General features: G+C 34.5%; 18 protein-coding genes. 6 read left to right on the top strand and 12 right to left on the bottom strand.

Annotated features, from left to right (window positions below; genetic code table 11):
- Positions 1–390 precede the first annotated feature (390 nt).
- From DB891_RS08115 to recF, 8 genes are all read right to left on the bottom strand, one after another.
- A complete protein-coding gene (locus tag DB891_RS08115) occupies positions 391–942 on the bottom strand; it encodes an RNA polymerase sigma factor (RefSeq protein ID WP_116762359.1) in 552 nt (183 codons plus the stop codon).
- On the bottom strand, positions 933–2,039 hold the full coding sequence (locus DB891_RS08110; RefSeq protein ID WP_116762357.1) for a glycosyltransferase: 1,107 nt from the start codon (positions 2,037–2,039) through the stop codon (positions 933–935). Before DB891_RS08110 ends, DB891_RS08115 begins: the two co-directional genes overlap by 10 nt.
- Before the next feature lie 74 nt (positions 2,040–2,113).
- Positions 2,114–2,728 carry an FMN-binding negative transcriptional regulator gene (locus DB891_RS08105; RefSeq protein ID WP_116762355.1) on the bottom strand — a complete coding sequence of 205 codons (615 nt, stop codon included), beginning with the start codon at positions 2,726–2,728 and terminating at the stop codon, positions 2,114–2,116.
- Positions 2,729–2,740: 12 nt separating this feature from the next.
- Positions 2,741–3,187 carry a GNAT family N-acetyltransferase gene (locus DB891_RS08100; protein WP_116762353.1) on the bottom strand — a complete coding sequence of 149 codons (447 nt, stop codon included), beginning with the start codon at positions 3,185–3,187 and terminating at the stop codon, positions 2,741–2,743.
- Positions 3,188–3,213: 26 nt separating this feature from the next.
- Positions 3,214–4,227, bottom strand: a complete 1,014-nt coding sequence (murB, locus tag DB891_RS08095) for a UDP-N-acetylmuramate dehydrogenase (RefSeq protein ID WP_116762351.1) — start codon at positions 4,225–4,227, stop codon at positions 3,214–3,216.
- Positions 4,228–4,271: 44 nt separating this feature from the next.
- The gene (locus DB891_RS08090; RefSeq protein ID WP_116762349.1) at positions 4,272–4,943 is read right to left on the bottom strand and encodes a DUF2461 domain-containing protein; all 672 of its coding nucleotides are present in this window, start codon (positions 4,941–4,943) and stop codon (positions 4,272–4,274) included.
- Between the two features lie 7 nt (positions 4,944–4,950).
- Complete coding sequence (locus tag DB891_RS08085; RefSeq protein ID WP_116762347.1) at positions 4,951–5,649, bottom strand: thioredoxin domain-containing protein; 699 nt, start codon at positions 5,647–5,649, stop codon at positions 4,951–4,953.
- Between the two features lie 78 nt (positions 5,650–5,727).
- Positions 5,728–6,807, bottom strand: coding sequence for a DNA replication/repair protein RecF (gene recF / locus DB891_RS08080; protein ID WP_116762345.1), 1,080 nt, complete (start codon positions 6,805–6,807; stop codon positions 5,728–5,730).
- Positions 6,808–7,196: 389 nt separating this feature from the next.
- Here recF and DB891_RS08075 point away from each other — a divergent pair, with 389 nt between their 5' ends.
- The 6 genes from DB891_RS08075 (at position 7,197) to DB891_RS08050 (ending at position 13,624) form a co-directional block, all read left to right on the top strand.
- The gene (locus DB891_RS08075) at positions 7,197–7,976 is read left to right on the top strand and encodes a tetratricopeptide repeat protein (RefSeq protein ID WP_116762343.1); all 780 of its coding nucleotides are present in this window, start codon (positions 7,197–7,199) and stop codon (positions 7,974–7,976) included.
- A 90-nt stretch (positions 7,977–8,066) separates the two neighbouring features.
- Positions 8,067–8,639: a 6,7-dimethyl-8-ribityllumazine synthase gene (ribH, locus tag DB891_RS08070; protein WP_116762341.1), complete on the top strand. Its 573-nt coding sequence runs from the start codon at positions 8,067–8,069 to the stop codon at positions 8,637–8,639.
- Between the two features lie 296 nt (positions 8,640–8,935).
- Complete coding sequence (gene mutL / locus DB891_RS08065) at positions 8,936–10,828, top strand: DNA mismatch repair endonuclease MutL (protein WP_116762339.1); 1,893 nt, start codon at positions 8,936–8,938, stop codon at positions 10,826–10,828.
- Positions 10,828–11,583: a rhomboid family intramembrane serine protease gene (locus DB891_RS08060; RefSeq protein WP_394335991.1), complete on the top strand. Its 756-nt coding sequence runs from the start codon at positions 10,828–10,830 to the stop codon at positions 11,581–11,583. Before mutL ends, DB891_RS08060 begins: the two co-directional genes overlap by 1 nt.
- A gap of 62 nt (positions 11,584–11,645) precedes the next feature.
- The gene (locus DB891_RS08055) at positions 11,646–12,506 is read left to right on the top strand and encodes a rhomboid family intramembrane serine protease (RefSeq protein ID WP_116762335.1); all 861 of its coding nucleotides are present in this window, start codon (positions 11,646–11,648) and stop codon (positions 12,504–12,506) included.
- Between the two features lie 71 nt (positions 12,507–12,577).
- The gene (locus DB891_RS08050) at positions 12,578–13,624 is read left to right on the top strand and encodes an endonuclease/exonuclease/phosphatase family protein (protein WP_116762419.1); all 1,047 of its coding nucleotides are present in this window, start codon (positions 12,578–12,580) and stop codon (positions 13,622–13,624) included.
- A gap of 307 nt (positions 13,625–13,931) precedes the next feature.
- Here the strand turns inward: DB891_RS08050 and DB891_RS08045 are convergent, their stop codons facing one another.
- From DB891_RS08045 to dapB, 4 genes are all read right to left on the bottom strand, one after another.
- Positions 13,932–14,552 carry a WbqC family protein gene (locus DB891_RS08045; protein ID WP_116762333.1) on the bottom strand — a complete coding sequence of 207 codons (621 nt, stop codon included), beginning with the start codon at positions 14,550–14,552 and terminating at the stop codon, positions 13,932–13,934.
- A gap of 73 nt (positions 14,553–14,625) precedes the next feature.
- Positions 14,626–16,239, bottom strand: coding sequence for a signal peptidase I (gene lepB, locus DB891_RS08040; RefSeq protein WP_116762331.1), 1,614 nt, complete (start codon positions 16,237–16,239; stop codon positions 14,626–14,628).
- A 12-nt stretch (positions 16,240–16,251) separates the two neighbouring features.
- A complete protein-coding gene (lepB, locus tag DB891_RS08035) occupies positions 16,252–17,805 on the bottom strand; it encodes a signal peptidase I (protein ID WP_116762329.1) in 1,554 nt (517 codons plus the stop codon).
- Positions 17,806–17,964: 159 nt separating this feature from the next.
- Positions 17,965–18,672 carry a 4-hydroxy-tetrahydrodipicolinate reductase gene (gene dapB, locus DB891_RS08030; RefSeq protein ID WP_116762328.1) on the bottom strand — a complete coding sequence of 236 codons (708 nt, stop codon included), beginning with the start codon at positions 18,670–18,672 and terminating at the stop codon, positions 17,965–17,967.
- Between the last annotated feature and the right edge of the window lie 19 nt (positions 18,673–18,691).

The raw sequence follows: 18,691 nt of genomic DNA, 5'->3' as shown, positions 1-18,691 counted from the left end.
TCAACTTTTAACGCCAATAACAGGAATTTTAGTATACAGAAAGATGAATATTTATTAATTATTTTGTTAAATAGTTGAATTTATCAAGTAAATTATTGGTTTGTAGATGATTAATGTTTGTAGAATTAACAATAAAAGTTGTTTTTTAAATTACTATTATTGTCAAGTCGAATGCGGTCGAGACTTAATATACTGTCTCGATTTCAACATAAAGATAAGGATTCATACAAGGATTTTGCTGAATCTGTCTCTCGCAAAGCCGCAGAGTCGCAAAGTTTAAAACTGTTTCCTTTGCGTCTTAGCGCCTTTGCGAGATAAATGAATCTAATCATAAAGACATTACAATCGCCTTTAGAAAACACTTTAAATAAAAATATTGAATGAATACTATTACCGTCTATTTTGAATAATTTCAGAAAGTAGTTTTTTGGCGCGAAGTAGTTTGATCTTTACGTTACTCAAAGGTTCGTCAATTTTATTGGCGATTTCCTGATAACTCATTTCCTGAAAATAGCGCAACTGAATCACTTCTTGGTAATGGGGTTTTAATTCTTTGATGAATTGTAATAGTTGTGAAAGATTTTGTTCTGTGATTAATACGTCTTCCGCTGAGGGAGTGGTATCGGCAATATTATAAGCTTGTTGGTCTTGTTCATCCGTGATTTCTATAAAAAGGCTCGATTTGTTCTTGCGTATCAAATCGATATGGACATTTTTCGCAATAGAAATCAACCAAGTATTAAATTGGTATTCTGAATTGTAAGAAGCTATTTTGTCAAAAGCTTTAGAGAAGGTTTCTATGGTAATATCTTCTGCAGTAGTTTCGTTTTCGGTGCGTTTAAGCATAAAACCATAAACTTCATTCCAATAATAATCCAATAGAAAAGTAAAGGCAACTTGATCTCCTTTTTTGGCTTTTTCTATATGTTTGTTTATTTCCAATGCGCAGGTTTTGAGAATATGTTGGTTATAAAGACATTTATTTGTGTGAATATAAGTATAAATTCTATAACGGGGAACCAATACATCACATCTTTTTCTTTTAATTTTCCAGCGGCAAATCCAAGAACGATCCAAGTAAATAAATATCTAAAACCAATTAGACTCAATACCAATATCCATTGAAATTGGAAGGCTAGCAAAATAATAGGCAATATGAGGAATAACAATTGTGAACTAAAGAAAAGGGCTAATTGTGCTTTGTCAAATGCTTTGTAATGTTTAGCGGTGGTAACATGTCTTCTTTTTTGAATAAACCAATCTTTAAAAGTGGTTTTAGGAGCTGAGTAGGTAAAGCTTTCGGGAGCATAGCAGATAGTGGCATTGTCCGAATGTGCCGCTTGATTAATGAATAAATCATCATCACCAGAACGAATTTGTATGTGGTCTATAAAACCATTCACATTAAAAAACTCCTCTTTTTTATAGGCTAAATTTCGACCTACTCCCATATAGGGGTTGCCTATTTTTGCCCATGAAAGGTATTGAACGGCAGTGAGTAAAGTTTCGAAACGGATTAGTTTATTCAAAAATGAGTTGGAAATTTTTTCATAACCACTATATCCTAATGCGATTGTTTTTTCAGCCGAAAATTGAGCACTCATCGCTGTTATCCAATCTTTTGAAGTGGGATAGCAATCGGCATCGGTAAAGAGTAAATATTCTTTTGTAGCCGCTTTTATTCCTAATGTTAAGGCGTATTTTTTGTTTCCCCAAAAAGCTTCGTTATTTTTTACTTTTACTAAGCGAATATTAGGGTATGTTTTTTCAAATTCTTCAAAAATATCTAAAGTACTATCGCTAGAGGCATCGTCAATCAATACGATTTCGAAGTTGGGATAATTTTGCTCAGCAAGTAATGGAATGTATTTGATGACATTCTCTTCTTCGTTTTTGGCGCAAACAATTACAGAAATCGGAATGTTTTTAGCATTTATTTCTTGTGCTTTGGCAAAAGAGAATTTTGCAAAAACAAATAGGTAATAAAAAAGTTGAATAACAACTATAGCAATAAAAAGGTATAAAATAATTGTAAGCATCTTTTATTTTTTGGCTTTTAAAAACGACTGCAAATGTAATTACCAATTGTGAATTATCAATGTAAAATCGATAATTACTTTCTATAGTTTGTCATTTCTTTTGCTACTGCCATAGATTGAGGGTTTTTTGTCTTTTCAAGTTCGGAAATAATGTTTGTATAATTTTTATCGTCCCTGTTTTGTGACATTTTATTTTGGGCTTGTATTTCTTCGATTTTTATTTCAAAAGCTACAATGCCACGGGTTTGCATCATTGTTTTTTTTGACAAATCGGCTACATGAACAGGGCATTTGGAATTTTGCTCGTATTTGTCGACCAATTTGGTTAAGGAGTCGATTACGGCATCTCCTTCTATGATTTTAATCTTTCCATAAATATGTACTGCGGTGTAATTCCAAGTGGGAACATTCTCGTGATCGTACCAAGAAGGGGAAATATAGGAATGTGGCCCCGTAAAAACGGCCAGAATTTGATCATTCGATTCAAAAGCGGTCCATTGTGGGTTCTCTTTTGAGATATGTCCCATCAAAACTGCTGAACCTTCTTTATTGATTTCTAATTCTAATGGAATATGGGTTGCCCATAACTTTCCATTGGTTTGATTGATCAGAAGGCCGAAAGCATTTTCTTTCAAAAATTTATTGACGGAGTCTTTGTCTTCGTTTTTGTATATATCAGGAATGAACATCTTTATAGCTTTTTAAAGGTTTTTTTGAAAACAAACAGCGTCTAAGCGGTCTGCGTATTTGCCATAGTTTGGTGTTTTTATATAATTTGAATTTAAGTAAAATGAACATGCTTCTTCGTTTTTTGCTCTTGTTTCCAAAACTAGTTCTTCATAATTCAGCTCTTTTGCTTTTGTTTCCAAAAAAGATAAAATAGATTGCCCAATGCTTTTTCTGGGGTATTTAGCAAACATTCGTTTTACTTCTCCTGTTTTTTCAGAAAGAGGTCTAATTGCTCCGCATCCTACAATTTCAGTATTCCATTCGGCTATCACAAATAGGTATTTAGGATTGTTGTTTTCCCAATCTGTAAAAGAGTTTTTGCCGTCGCTTCCAAATCTTTCATAAAGATTTTGCGATAATTCCTCTATTATAGAATAAGCGCTAGGGTCATTTGGATTTGAAATTTTTATTACCAGCATTTTTTTTGAATTGAATTATTTTGAATCTAGATTATATTTACTTCAGCTTCAATGTGAATGCCAAATGTGTTAAAAACTGTATCCTGTACAATTTTAGAAACATTCAAAATTTCTTGTCCGGTAGCATTTCCATAATTTACGAGAACGAGCGCTTGATTTTTGTGAATTCCGGCATCTCCAAAACGTTTTCCTTTCAATCCGGCTTGTTCAATCAACCAGCCTGCAGGCACTTTGACTTCGGTTTCTGAAATGTCAAAGAATCTCATTTCAGGAAATTTCTGGTGGATTTTTTCAAAATCAGTTTTTAAAAGTATTGGATTTTTGAAAAAACTACCACTGTTTCCTAATTCGGCTGGGTCAGGCAATTTGCTTTTTCGAATGGCAATTACGGCATTACTGACGTCTTTTAAAGCAGGATTTGTAATGTTGTTTTTGACTAACTCAGCGGCAATATCTCCGTAGGATGTATTGATTTTATGATTGCGTTTCGTTAGTTTGAAAACAACTGAGGTTATCACGTATTGATCTTTTACCTCGTTTTTGAAAACGCTTTCTCGGTAACCAAAGTTACATTCTTCTTTGGTGAAGAGTCTTGTTTCTTGGTTTTCGATATTCACCGCTTCACAGGAAACAAAAGTGTCTTTCATTTCGGTGCCGTAAGCCCCAATGTTTTGTACCGGTGTGGTACCTACGTTTCCGGGAATAAGCGACATGTTTTCTAATCCACCAAAATTTTGTTCTATTGTCCAAAGCACAAACTCATGCCAGTTTTCGCCTGCTTGGCTTTCTACCCAAACAAAATCATCGTCTTCTTTTAGGATTTTTTTTCCTTTTAAATCGATATGAATTACCATAGCTTCGATGTCTTTTGTCAAAAGCATATTGCTTCCGCCACCAAGAATGAATTTTTTATTTGATTTGTTGTGTTCTAAAATGCTTTTCAATTCGGGTACAGTGTGAACGGCGACAAATTGTTGGGCTTTGGCTTCAATGCCAAATGTGTTGTAGCTTTTTAAAGAAAAATGATGTAATATTTCCATTCGGATTTTTTTTTATAAATAAAAATAGAGGTTTGACTTTGAGTTTATTCGGAAGTTAAGGCTCTATTTATAAAGTCATTTAATGGTTTTAAAGTAATCATCTTAGCTGCCATAACGGAGACAAAGTCTTTTTGTAAAGCCAATTTCGAATCGAATTGATGGCTTGCGGTAAAGCTTTTTAATTTCAGGAATTCAATTGCCTGATGATCTTTTGGGTAATCCTTTGGTGCATTTTTAAGGCAGTTGGTCTCGGTAATGTCCAAACCGTTGTATTCTTCCTGAAAGGTTTTGTTTTTCAAAATTGCTACTAAATCCTCGTGGAAGTAAGCGATTTCTTTTCTGATTTTCTTCAAATCAGGCATTTCTGGCGAATAAAATCCACCAGCTACAAAACTAGCTCCTTTTTCGATCTGAATATAGTATCCCGAACGACTCCATCCTTTGGTGCCGCTAGAAATCCATATTCCAAGATTTGTTTTATAAGGAGATTTGTCTTTGGAAAATCGAACATCGCGATTGATTCGGAACATGCAATTTTTCACTTCAAGTATTTCCAGTGACGGGTCGAGCGGTTTCATGGCGTCAAGAAAATCGGCTACCAGTTGATGGTAGTCTTTTTTTACGGCTTCGTAGCGTTTTTTATTTTCAAGAAACCAATCACGATTGTTATTGGCTTTTAAGTCTTCCAGAAATTGTAAGGTGTCTTTGGAGAGCATAGGCCGATTATAGTAATTGTTTTTTTAAATCTTCCTCGCTAATAAATCCGGAATTCTGCCATTTTATTGCTTTGTTTTTATACAATACTAAAGTAGGAAGTTCACTGATCTTTAAATCCTGCATGATGGTTTTGTTTTCGTCCGCATTCAATCGGATGATGACTACTTTGTCTCCCATTTCTTTTTGCATTTTTAGGATATACGGCTCCATTTTTTTGCAAGGGGCACACCAAGGGGCATAAAAACTAATCAATACTTCCTTGTCGGTATTCAATAATTCGGCATATTCCTGACTGCAAATACCTATGATTTTGTCATCGGGTTTCGCTAATCCGGCAGCCTCCCATTTGAGCATTCCGCCGTCAAGATTATAAATGGTGGTAAAACCCAATTCGGCTAGTTTATTGGCTGCTTTGATGCTTCTTCCGCCAATTTTGCAGTACACAAAAACGGGCTTTGTTTTGTCGTACTTGTCTGTTCTTAAAACAAAACTATCGCTAAGCCAGTTTACATTATCGGAGTTTTCGATATGTCCCGTTGCATATTCCTCAGGTGTGCGAACATCCAGAATTTGGGCTTTTGGCGTGGCGTTTATTTTTTCTGAATATGCTTTAACATCAATGGTTTTAATCGCAGGGGATGTTTGTCCGTTGCAAGAAAACAGAATGAAGGATATAACGAATAAATAAAGGTGTTTAAAGTTCATGTGATTTTGAATTATATATATGGTGTAAAATTAAGCAATTTTTGCTTTTTTGAATCTTTAAGTAATCTTAAATATGAGTTACAAATTAAAAATAGTATAACTCTGGTGTGTTGATTTTACAATTGTTTCCGTGCGTTCGGGATGGGTATCTGATATGAAAAGTTGGCCAAAGGTGTCGTTGTTGACCATTTCTATGATTTTGGACACACGGCTTTCGTCTAATTTATCGAAGATGTCGTCAAAAAGCAGAATGGGTTTTACGCCACTTTGTTTTTTCAGGAATTCAAACTGTGCGAGTTTGAGAGCGATTAAGAATGATTTTTGCTGACCTTGTGAGCCAAATTTTTTGATCGGATAACTATCAATTTCAAAAGAGAGGTCGTCTTTATGAATCCCTACACTGGTGTATTGCAGGATTCTGTCTTTGTTGATGTTTTGTTGTAAGAGCGTCAGCAAATCGTTTTCGAATAAATGGCTCTCATAAATCAATTGAACCGATTCTTGCGAACCTGTTATATTATGATGATGAGAGTTGAAAATAGGAATGAACTCGGCAATGAAATTTTTTCTTTTTTCGAAAATGGATTGGCCAAATTCGGTCAGTTGCTCATTATATATAGATAAGGTGTCGTTGTCATAGGTGTGATTCAGGGCGAAATACTTCAATAAAGCATTGCGCTGATTCATTACTTTTTGATAATGTATGAGTTGTTGTAGATAATGTGAGTCTAGTTGAGAAATCACGCTATCCATAAATTTTCTTCGGGTTTCGCTTCCTTCTACAATTAAATCTCTGTCGGCAGGCGATATGATAACAAGTGGAATGAATCCGATGTGGTCTGAGAATTTATCGTAGGCTTTTCCGTTGCGTTTCAGTATTTTTTTTTGTCCTTTTTTGAGGCTGCAAACAATTTGTTCCGTTCTTTCGTTCTTTTCAAATTCGGCGTCAATGACAAAAAACTCCTCTCCGTGTTTGATGTTTTGAACAGCAAGCGGATTGAAATAACTTTTTCCATACGACAAATGGTAGATGGCATCCAACACATTGGTTTTTCCGATTCCGTTTTTGCCCACAAAACAATTGATTTTGCTGTCAAATTCAAAATTGGCTTCAGAAAAGTTTTTGTAATTGAATAGGGATATTTTTTTTAGATACATCTGAAGGTCTTGCTGGAATTGTTGGCTTTGAAGCCTTTTTATGGGCTATTTTAAAGAGGGTGCAAATTATTGAAAAATATCGATATAAAAGATGGGAATTTGTGTTTTCGTTTTTTTTACTACGTTCGTGGGCTCGTGTGAGGGATAGGAGTAAGCTACCTTGTAGGCGGATAGCCCGACAGCAGCTAGAAAATAGGGCCTTGACGACAAACGGAATAACCCTGTTTTCTAGCTGGTGGCACGCCCTAATTATTGAAATATTGGGAATGGTTTTTGTAGATAAAATCGCTTCTAGAAAATATTTTTTTAATTTTTAATATAAAATCAACTTTTTTTACGTGCATTAGAATAAAAATTTTATTTTTGCCGTTCACTAAATTAAATTTTAAATGGCTACTTACAGTAAAAGAGGATATAAAGCACCAAAAGAAAAAGAAGTAAAAGACGATGCAGTTGAGAATGTAATGATTGACGAAAAGGACAGTGCTACGGCTGAAGTTTTTTCGAAATTAGACGAAACAGCTTCTAAAACAGAAGACTGGGTTGCTAAAAATCAAAAAATTATAATTGGAGTTGTTGGTGCTATTACACTAGTTACTGTTGGATATTTTGCTTATCAAAGATTTATTGCTAACCCTAAAGAAGAAGATGCTGCTAGCGAAATGTTTGTAGCGCAATCTAATTTTGAACAAGCGACAAACGGTGTGGCTAGCGATTCATTATATAAATTAGCATTGAATGGTTCTGAAGGTAAATTCGGATTTGTAAAAATCGCTGATGAATATTCTGGAACAGCTGCAGGAAATTTAGCTAACTATTACGCTGGTATCGCTTACTTGAACACCGGTAAATATGATGAAGCGATTACTTATTTAGGGAAATTCTCTTCAAAAGATATTATATTAAGTGCTTTGGCAAAAGGAGCTATTGGAGATGCGTATTCTCAAAAAAATGAACCAAAAGAAGCTTTGGATTTTTATTTGAAAGCGGTTGAAGCTAGCAAAAATGATTTTACGACTCCACGTTTCTTAATGAAAGCGGGTAAAGTAGCATTGGCTTTAGGAAATAAAGCGGATGCATTGAAATATTTTACAGATATTAAAGAGAATTTTGAAAACGCTCCAGAAGCTGCTACAGTGGATGGTTTGATTGGTTTGTCACAAGAGTAAAAAATGATTTAGGATTGTTGGTTTATGGATTTCAAAGTTCTACCTTTATTATCTAAAATCTGAATTCTAAAATCTAAATTCTAAAATAAAATGGCTACCGTAAATAAAAATTTATCTGATTACGATAAAAACACAGTCCCAAACGCGAAAGACTTTCGCTTTGGGATTGTTGTTTCAGAATGGAATGATACCATCACAGAAGGTCTTTTCAAAGGGGCAATTACTGCTTTGTTGGAAAACGAAGTTCCTTCTCATCATATTATCCGTTGGAATGTTCCTGGGAGTTTTGAGCTGATTTATGGTTCTAAAAAGATGTTGCAAACCCAAAATGTAGATGCGGTAATTGCCATTGGATGTGTGATTCAAGGGCAAACCAAGCATTTTGATTTTGTATGCGAAGGAGTAACCCAAGGGATTAAAGACTTGAATGTGCAAACAGATGTTCCGGTTATCTTTTGTGTGCTTACAGATGATAACATGCAGCAATCAATAGACAGGAGTGGAGGAATTCACGGAAACAAAGGAACAGAAGCGGCTATTGCGGCCATAAAAATGGCATACATTCGTCAACAAGCTTCTTTGTCCCACCAAATTGACAATCAACATTTGTTGTCTGCTGGAGCTTTGCGTATCGAAAATTTACCTTTGCAAATAGAGGAATAATTATTTCAAGTGATTCGCTATTAGTGATTGGTAAAAAGCTAATTACTAAGCACGATTCACAAATTACTATAAAAAGAGCCTATACTGTTCACTGAAATGGTATAGGTTTTTTTGTTTTTTGGCAGAGTGTGTTCGTGGTATTGCATTGATGAAAAGTTATTTAGAATTGTTGAGGTGTTTTTGGTTTTTTTTTATGAGTGGGAAAGCTATAAAACCCAATGGAAATTCCTTAAATTTGTGCTCTTTGGTTTTAATCCTTATTTGAAATCTAAAATCCTAAATCTAAAATTATCTTAATGTCGAGTATAATTCAATTGCTTCCAGATCATGTTGCCAATCAAATTGCCGCTGGAGAAGTGGTGCAAAGACCAGCTTCTGTGGTTAAAGAACTACTAGAAAATGCTGTTGATGCCAAGGCAACCGATATTAAATTAATCATAAAAGATGCCGGAAAATCATTGATTCAGGTAATTGATAATGGTTCAGGAATGAATGTCACCGATGCGCGTATGTGTTTTGAACGTCATGCAACATCTAAGATTCGTCAAGCCGAGGATTTATTTTCGTTGCATACCAAAGGTTTCCGTGGTGAAGCACTGGCATCTATTGCGGCGATTGCCCACATGGAAATGAAAACCAAATTGGAGCTGGAAGAGTTGGGAACTCACATCATTATAGAAGGTAGTAAATTTGTGTCTCAAGATGTGGCCGTTTTACCAAAAGGAACTTCATTTGCAGTCAAAAATTTATTTTTTAATATACCCGCTCGCCGTAATTTCTTAAAATCGGATACGGTGGAATACCGTCACGTGATTGATGAGTTTCAACGCGTGGCTTTGGCACACCCCAAAATTCATTTTACGTTTTATCATAATGGTAGCGATATGTACAATTTGCCACCATCGAGTTTGAGACAGCGTGTTGTTAATTTTTTTGGTGGAAAAACCAATGAGAAATTAGTACCCGTTATTGAAGATACGGAAATGATGAATATTCAGGGTTTTGTAAGCAAACCTGAGTTTGCCAAAAAAAGTAGGGGAGAACAGTTTTTCTTTGTCAATGACCGATTTATAAAAAGTCCGTATTTGCATCACGCTGTTATGGCTGCCTATGACGGGATTTTGAAAGATGGTGCCCAACCCAGCTATTACTTGTATTTGACCGTACCTCCCAATACTATCGATATCAACATACATCCTACGAAAACCGAAATCAAGTTTGATAACGAAAGTGCGATGTATGCCATTTTGAGAGCTTCCATAAAACACAGTTTGGGACAGTTTAACGTAGCGCCCGTTTTGGATTTTGAACGTGATGCCAATTTAGATACGCCTTATCATTATAAAAATTTGGAAGGAGAAATACCAACGATTCAAGTCGATGGAAATTACAATCCTTTTGCAGAAGACAAACCCAATAAGCTTTTCCCGACGTATAAAAGAGCCGAGCCAACCGCAAGTTGGGAAAGTTTGTATGTTGATGTAAAGCACGACACAAGTATTGTTTCCGGGGGCAATGAATTTGCTTCAAGCAATAACGAATATACTTTCGAGAATAATGAGTTTGCTTTTGAAAATGAAGAGGTTACATCGTCTTTGTTTAATGATCATGAAGTAGAGCAAGCGGTTCATAAAACCTATCAAATTCATAAAAAATATATTGTTTCTCCCATAAAATCGGGAATGGTAATTGTAGATCAAAACAGAGCGCATCAGCGTGTTTTGTACGAGCAATTTCTAGTGAATATGACCGTGCAACATGCATCGAGTCAGCAATTGTTATTTCCAATCAATTTGTTTTATTCGGCAAGTGAAATGGAACTTATTGCAGAGTTACAACAATCATTGATTAATACAGGCTTTGTTTTTGAGGAGTCCAATCCAGATCATATCGTGATTTCGGGCATTCCTGTAAATATTACCGAGAGCGAAGTGGCTGCAGTTTTGGATCAATTACTGAGTGACTTACATAACGGAATTCCAGAAAACAGTTTCAGTCAGAACGATACTATTGCCAAATCAATGGCCCGAAGTTTGGCAGTGAAAACAGGTGCTTATTTGACCGAAAAAGAACAGGAAAATGTAGTGAATGGTCTTTTTGCCTGTAAAGATCCCAATGTTTCCCCATTTCAAAAACCCACTTTCATCACCATGCGTGTGGAAGATTTAGATAAAAAGTTTGCATTATGATGAATATTACACCTACAGTAAAGCAGTTATTAATAATGAATGTGCTGTTTTATGTTGGCTCTATGATCGTTGGAGAGCCTGCCTATAAATTGCTTTCGATGTATTTTTTCGAAAGTCCGGATTTTCATTTTTGGCAAATTTTTACGCATATGTTTATGCATGCGCCATTGCCTAATATTATGCATATTGCTTTCAATATGTTTGCTTTGTATTCTTTTGGATCGGCATTGGAACATTTTTGGGGAGGTAAAAAGTTTGTATTCTTTTATATATCCTGCGGATTGGGAGCTGCTTTATTGCATACAGGTGTGAATTATTATTTTTTTGAAAATGGAATCAATACCTTAGTAGCCAATGGATACCAAAAGGTTGAAATTTTAAAAGTATTAAGTGAGGGTAAATTTGACACGAGATGGCAAGAAGTTTTAACAGCTTCAGATTTTCAGTCTTTTATGGGAGCCTATTTGGGGAATGTAGTAGGGGCTTCTGGAGCTATTTATGGCTTGCTAGTTGCTTTTGCTTTCATGTTTCCAAATGCCGAATTGGCTTTGATGTTTATTCCGATACCAGTGAAAGCAAAGTATTTTGTACCTGTATTATTATTAATTGATTTATATTTGGGTGTTTCTGGAGGTTCTCTTTTTGGTGGTTCGAGTGGAATAGCTCATTTTGCCCATCTTGGAGGAGCGTTGGTTGGATTTTTGATGATGTGGTATTGGAAGAAAACCCAATTTAATAGTAATCGTTGGAATTAAATTCCATAACCCCTTGAGCGGTAATTCTATAATTCATAACTTTATAATTCATAAATTAGAAAATGAACATCATAGACGATTTAAAAGTACAATATAAATTAGGTGGAATTGCCCAAAAAATGATCTATTGGAATATAGGCTGTTTCTTGATTTCCCTGGTGTTTTTCTATCAATTTAAGGTTGGTGCTTTTGATTTTCCCAATTGGATTGCATTGTCATCAGAACCAGCTGTATTTCTTTTAAAACCTTGGACATTTCTATCGTATGCTTTTTTTCATGATGGATTTTTTCATTTGTTTTTTAACATGATGGTGTTGAATTTTGCAAGCTCCCTGTTTTTGACTTTTTTTAGTCCAAAGCAATATTTAGGCTTGTATATTTTAAGTGCGATTTTTGCAGGATTAATTTTTGCTTTAGGTTTTAATCTAATGCATTTAAGTGGTGCAGTCGTGGGTGCTTCGGCCGCGATAATGGCTATTTTAGTAGCAGTCACAACCTATAGCCCTCTGATGAATGTCAGATTGTTACTTATTGGGAATGTGAAATTATGGCATATTACCGCTGTGATCCTTATTCTGGATTTAATGCAATTTCGAGTAGAAAACTCAGGAGGACATATTTCTCATTTAGCGGGTGCTTTTTTCGGTTTTGTTTTCATTAAATTACTTCAAAACGGAATTGATTTGAGCAAGATAGTAAGTGCTGTTTTAGATTTCTTTGCTAATAGATTTAAAAAGCCATCGACTCCTTTTAAGAAAGTACATAAAAATTACAAAAAACCTGTCGAAAAATCAACTTCAAGAATTGTGGTAAAAGACAAAAAACAACAACAAATTGATGAAATTTTAGATAAAATTAGTCAATCCGGATACGATAGCTTGAATAAAGAAGAAAAAGAATTTTTGTTTCAAGCCGGAAAATAATGTATTTTTATTTGAATAATTTAATTGGTTAACGTAAGCTTTGTAATATTAAAGTATAAAATTTATTGATGATGAAGAACCTTTCATGGTTTAATAAAGGAATGTTTGTTTTGAATTTGGTGCTTATAGTGCTAACATTCAGTGCTTATTTGCTTCCGTTTTTAGCGCCAAAAATCTTCCCGTTATTGTCGGTATTTACATTGTTTATGCCTTTGTTTTTTTTGTCGAATGGTCTGTTCTTTTTGTACTGGGCTATTCAGTTTAAGAAACGCATGGTTTTGTCCGGTTTAGTACTCTTGATAGGGATTACCTTTTTTAATAAGTTTTATAAGTTCTCAGCCAAGGAATTTCCAGAAAGTGATAAAGATTTTACGGTTATGAGTTATAACGTAAGATTATTTAATGTATTTAAATGGTTGGATCGTGATGATATTCCGGATGTGATTTTGGAATTTATAAATGAGAAAAACCCAGATATATTGTGTATTCAAGAGTTTTCGAATTCGGCTAATATCGATTTGAAAGTCTACCGTTATAAATATGTTTTGATGGAAGGAAAGCAAATAAAAACGGGTCAAGCCATATTCTCTAAATTCCCAATTATCGATCAGGGAAATATTGTATTTCCCAACTCGAATAATAACGTTGTTTTTGCTGATATTAAAAAAGGAAAAGATATTGTAAGGGTGTATAATATGCATTTGCAGTCCATAAAAATTTCTCCGGACGTAAATGAAATATCGGAGAACATTGATGTCATTGACCAACAAAAGTCAAAGTCCCTTTTTATTCGAATCAGCAAAGCGTTTAAGCAACAACAAGAGCAAGCTTCTATTTTTAAAGAACATGAAAAGGAGTGTAAATACCCGATTATCATCTGTGGGGATATGAATAACAGTGCTTTTTCGTACGTATATCGAAATATAAAAGGAAAACTAAAAGACAGTTTTGAAGAAGCAGGGAAAGGCTTTGGAGCTACCTATAAGTTTAGGTACTATCCCGCCAGAATTGACTATATTTTTGCCGATGAAACCATGGAAGTCAAGCAATTTGAAAGTTTTTCAGAATTTCAAAACTCGGATCATTATCCCATTATGGCGAAGTTATCGATGAAGTAGTTTTTTGTGTTATTGTTTTATATGACTGTCCTTAACTCATACCAAGAGTCTAAATATTGAAAATTGACTTTGCGTCTCTGCGCCTTTGCGTGAAATTGGGCTCGCAAAGTCGCAGAGACGCAAAGAACAGAAAGGATAAAGTTTGTGAAAAACATTCAACAACTAATTTATTCTGTGAAATGGTACTAGTCACTTATTAAAAAAAAAATAACCATTAAGGAATTAAGTTCAATTATAAATGAATCTTAATTCCTTAATGGTTTAATTTTTAAATTTGTATCTTCTTCTAAGTAATTCGATAGTTTTATTAAATCAGCACTTGACTTTTCAAATAATCCATAGCATACTTTCCTTCATTGAATAATAAATCTAAGACACTTAGATTATTTATAAATCCATGTTTATCATCAAAAACTTGGGTGTAGTTTTCAAAAACAGAAGTGTCTTTTTTTCCGTTTATTAAATACCGAAAGTCGGTAACTATTTCAGGATCTATTTCATGAAAATATTCGGTTGTGGTGCTAAACTCTATTTTCATTCGCAAACATTTTGAAAGCACCTCTAAAGTTTCAAAATTGAGATCCATCAAAAAAGTATATTTTTTTTGAAAAATAGGCAGTAAATCATCTTCAAAAAACTCGAAGAAAGGAGAACTTCTATAAGCGGCTTCCAGCGATTTGAAATGCTGTTTCTGCCAATCAAACTCGGATTCTATTTTAATGTCTTTGGTCTTCTGATGATTTAAATTGGAATGCTTTATAGGGATATTCAATAATTGAATCCCGTTTGGACTATAAATGTAGGTTCTGTTGCGATTGGTTTGCTTCTGAAAATTATCTTCCATTTCAAACGTAATATTGTCAGATTGAGCCATGGCTACAAAATGACTTATAGAAGGGAAATAGGAGGGATGAATTAAGATGTTCATTTATTGATTTGTTTAAGGTTTAAAAGTTTAAGGTTGTTGGGATTAACTTTAAACCTTGAACTTTGAACTTTTTTTAATTAACTTTTTTCTCTTTTCTTTTTTTCCAAAAATACTCTCCAACAAAAAAGGCTGCAAGAGCAATTAAGAAATGAATTAAATAAGATTTAGGCTCTCCATTTCCATTTACGAAAGAGAAAACTCGATTCCATCTTATTTTTTGAATTCCTTTACCATCTTTATCCCAACTAAACCAAATGAATACAGGCTTGCCAACTACATGATCAAAAGGAACATATCCCCAAAATCTTGCGTCTAAAGAGTTTTGACGATTGTCTCCCATCATCCAATAATAATCTTGTTTAAAAGTATAGCTCCTAACTGGTTTTCCGTTTATTACAATTTTGTCACCGTTAACGAGTAATGTATTTTTTTCGTATTCCTGTATGATGCGTTTATAAAAGGGTAGTGTTTTTTTGTCTAATTTAATCGTCTCTCCTTTTTTTGGAATATAAATTGGCCCAAAATTGTCTATGTTCCATCCTAATGAATGAATATGAGGAAATACATCTCCATCTTCTCCCTTTGGAAGTAAATACTTTTTGACACCTTTAACCACAGGATTGTTCGCTATTCTGCTTGCTTCGCTATCGGTTAATGTCAATACATATTCTCCATTATTGGTCAATGCAAAATCTCCATTCCCATCCTTCAAACCATCTCTGGCGCCATACCTGTTTGCTAGGGAACTTTGATCCATACTCGTGCCTTGAGTATTTACAAAAAAGTTATATTGGAGTTTAGCACTTTCGGGTAATTTACTTGGTTTTCCATTGATGTAAATGTTCCCTTCACGAATCTCCAAAGAATCTCCGGGTATAGCAACACAGCGTTTTACTAAATTTGTTTTTTTGTCAATCGGTTTGTAATAATTTCTTGTTGGTTTAAAATTATCCATATCCAATAAAGTATCCGCGGGTTGATTAAACACTACAATTTGATTGCGTTTAATCGTTTCAATCGAAGGGAATCTAAAATAGGGTAATTGAAACTTGTTTAAAAGAGAAGTTTCCTTTTTTGTAATATCATCATTGAATAGGTATGATTTAACTCCTAAAAACGGGATTGAATCATGCATCATAGGCAGCGCAATAGCAGTCATAGGAGTTCTTGCTCCAAAATTTAATTTACTCACAAATAAAAAATCGCCAACGTATAATGTTTTTTCTAATGAAGAAGACGGAATCGTAAAGGGCTGTATAATATAGGTGTGAACCAAAGTGGCAACAATGACAGCAAAAAGTAAGGAGCTAATGGTATCGGAAGTTTTATTCTCTGGGGTTAAGTTTCTTTCTGCTTTGTAATTTAATTTTTGTGTATAATTGATGTAATAGATATAAAGCCCTAAAGTAATAATGACTAAAAAAGCATCTAAATTTGAATTTTTTTCAAAACTTCTTAATGTTTCAACCCAAATAACAGGAAACATTATAAGATTGATGATAGGAATAAAAAGCAGTATAGTCCACCAAGTTGGTCTACCAATGATTTTCATTAAAACAATGGCATTATAAACAGGAATTGCCGCTTCCCAAGCTTTTCTCCCAGCATTTTGGTATAATTTCCATGTTCCCAAAAAATGGATTACCTGGAGGAATAGGAAAAAAACAAACCATTGGTATATTGACATAATAGGCTTCTTTTATAATTCTTTTTTCTCTTTTCTTTTTTTCCAAAAATATTCACCAACAAAAAAGGCTGCAAGAGCAATCAAGAAAAATTTAAAGTACGATTGTGGTTGTCCTTCTCCGCTAACGGTTGTAAATACTCTATCCCAACGAATTTTCCCTAAACCTTTACCATTGGTATCCCAACTCATCCAGATGAATATTGGTTTGCCTACGATATGATTTTCTGGAACATAGCCCCAATAACGGCTGTCTTCAGAGTTGTGACGATTGTCTCCCATCATCCAATAATAGTTTTGATCGAAGGTGTAGGTAGTGGTAACTTTACCGTCAATTCTAATCTCATTTCCATTCACTTTCAGATCTTTTTTCTCGTAATCGGTAATGATGGTTTTGTAGAACGGTAAAGTTTCGGTTGTTAAAGCCACGGTTTTTCCTTTCTGTGGGATATAAATTGGACCAAAATTATCACGGTTCCATTTATTAATATGAGGAAAAATACCGTCTTCCACATCTTTAGAAATAATTCTGTTTACTGAAGTGATTCCGGGAACATGCTGCAATCTTTCGGCTCCGGCAGCTGTCAAGGCACTTACAAAAAGAGTGTCTCTAGCTTCATTGATGAATCCTGCTCCATCTGTAACATCCATATCTTTGAATAGGTATTCAAAATCAATAGGTGTTTTGCCATCTATAGCGACATTGTAAGAAAATTGAGGTTTTGCACGCTCTGGCAAAGCCAATTCTTTTCCGTTAATGTACACTAATCCGTCTTTTATGGATAAACTATCGCCCGGTACCCCAACACAACGTTTTACATAATTTGATTTTTTATCGATAGGTTTGTCCACTCGAAGTCCGGATCGGTCTCTGAATTTATATACCGTATCTGCTGGCCAGTTAAAAACAACAATATCGGTACGACTTATCGTTTGAAATCCTGGGAATCTTAAATAAGGCAATTGAGGCCAATTCAAATACGATTTTTGTTTGGTCATTGGAATGGTATCGTGTACCATTGGCATTGCTACAGTTGTCATAGGAACTCTTGCTCCATAATTCATTTTGCTAACAAATAAAAAATCTCCTACCAATAATGATTTCTCTAATGACGAGGTTGGAATGGTAAACGGTTGAATCAAATAGGTATGAACAATAGTGGCTACAATAACTGCAAAAAGTAAAGAACTAATAGTATCTGCAGCTTTGTGATCAGGGCTTAAATTTCTATCTGGTTCGTAAGTTAAAGTTTGGGTGTAATTGAGGTAAAAGATATAAAACCCCAAAGTTCCAATCACAAGCAAAGTGTCTATTGAGGATTTTTTACCAAAACTACGAATCGTCTCTACCCAAATAACGGGAAACATAATAAGGTTGATAATTGGAATAAAAAACAAAATAGTCCACCAAGTTGGTCTGCCTATTATTTTCATTAAAACTATTACATTATAAACAGGAATTGCTGCTTCCCAAGCTTTTCTTCCGGCATTTTGGTATAATTTCCAAGTTCCTAAGAAATGAATAACCTGAACGGCTAAGAAAAATACAAACCAAAGAGATAGTGTCATAATTTTAGATTTTAGTCCCGATAGCTCCCGATAATTATCGGGACGGGATAGATTTTAGATTTCTCTTGAAATTTAAAATCTATTTTTTGATTTGGAATTTGGTCCCGATAACTCCCGATAATTATCGGGACGGGATTAAAATTTGGAATTTGACTTTTCCTATTTAGAATTTAAGTCTAATACATCTTTCATGGTAAAAACACCGTGTTTTCCAACAAGCCATTCGGCAGCTATTACCGCACCCAAGGCAAAACCTTCACGATTATGGGCCGTGTGTTTTATTTCAATAGCATCCACTTCAGAATTGTAGGTTACGGTATGAGTTCCAGGAACTGTTCCTACTCTTACTGCTTCGATATGAATCTCGTTTTCTTTAGGATTATTCAATGTCCAATTGGTATAATTACTGTTTTCAATAACGCCTTTGGCTAATGAAATTGCTGTTCCACTTGGAGCGTCCAGTTTTTGATCGTGATGAATTTCTTCCATATCCACTTTGTAATGGTCAAATTTTGACATGATTTTGGCTAAATATTCGTTGAATTCAAAGAATAGATTTACGCCTAAACTAAAGTTTGAACTGGAGATAAAACCGCCGTTTTTTGCTGCACAAAGTGCAATCATCTCGTCATAATGTTCCAACCAACCTGTTGTTCCAGAAACTACAGGGACATTGGCGTTGAAACAATTGGAAATATTATTAACAGCAGCTGAAGGTACGCTGAAATCAATAGCGACATCTGCAGTAGAAAGTCCGTCATATGTATTGAACTCGTCTTTCTTTAAAACGATTTCATGTCCTCTTTCTAAAGCAATTCTTTCGATTACTTTTCCCATTTTTCCGTATCCTAAAAGCGCAATTTTCATTTGTGTTCTGTTTTTGATT

Source organism: Flavobacterium laiguense (genome assembly GCF_003097655.1).
GTDB lineage: Bacteria > Bacteroidota > Bacteroidia > Flavobacteriales > Flavobacteriaceae > Flavobacterium > Flavobacterium laiguense.
Note: the sequence above shows the minus strand (reverse complement) of the source record. Positions and strands in the feature narration are given on the sequence as shown.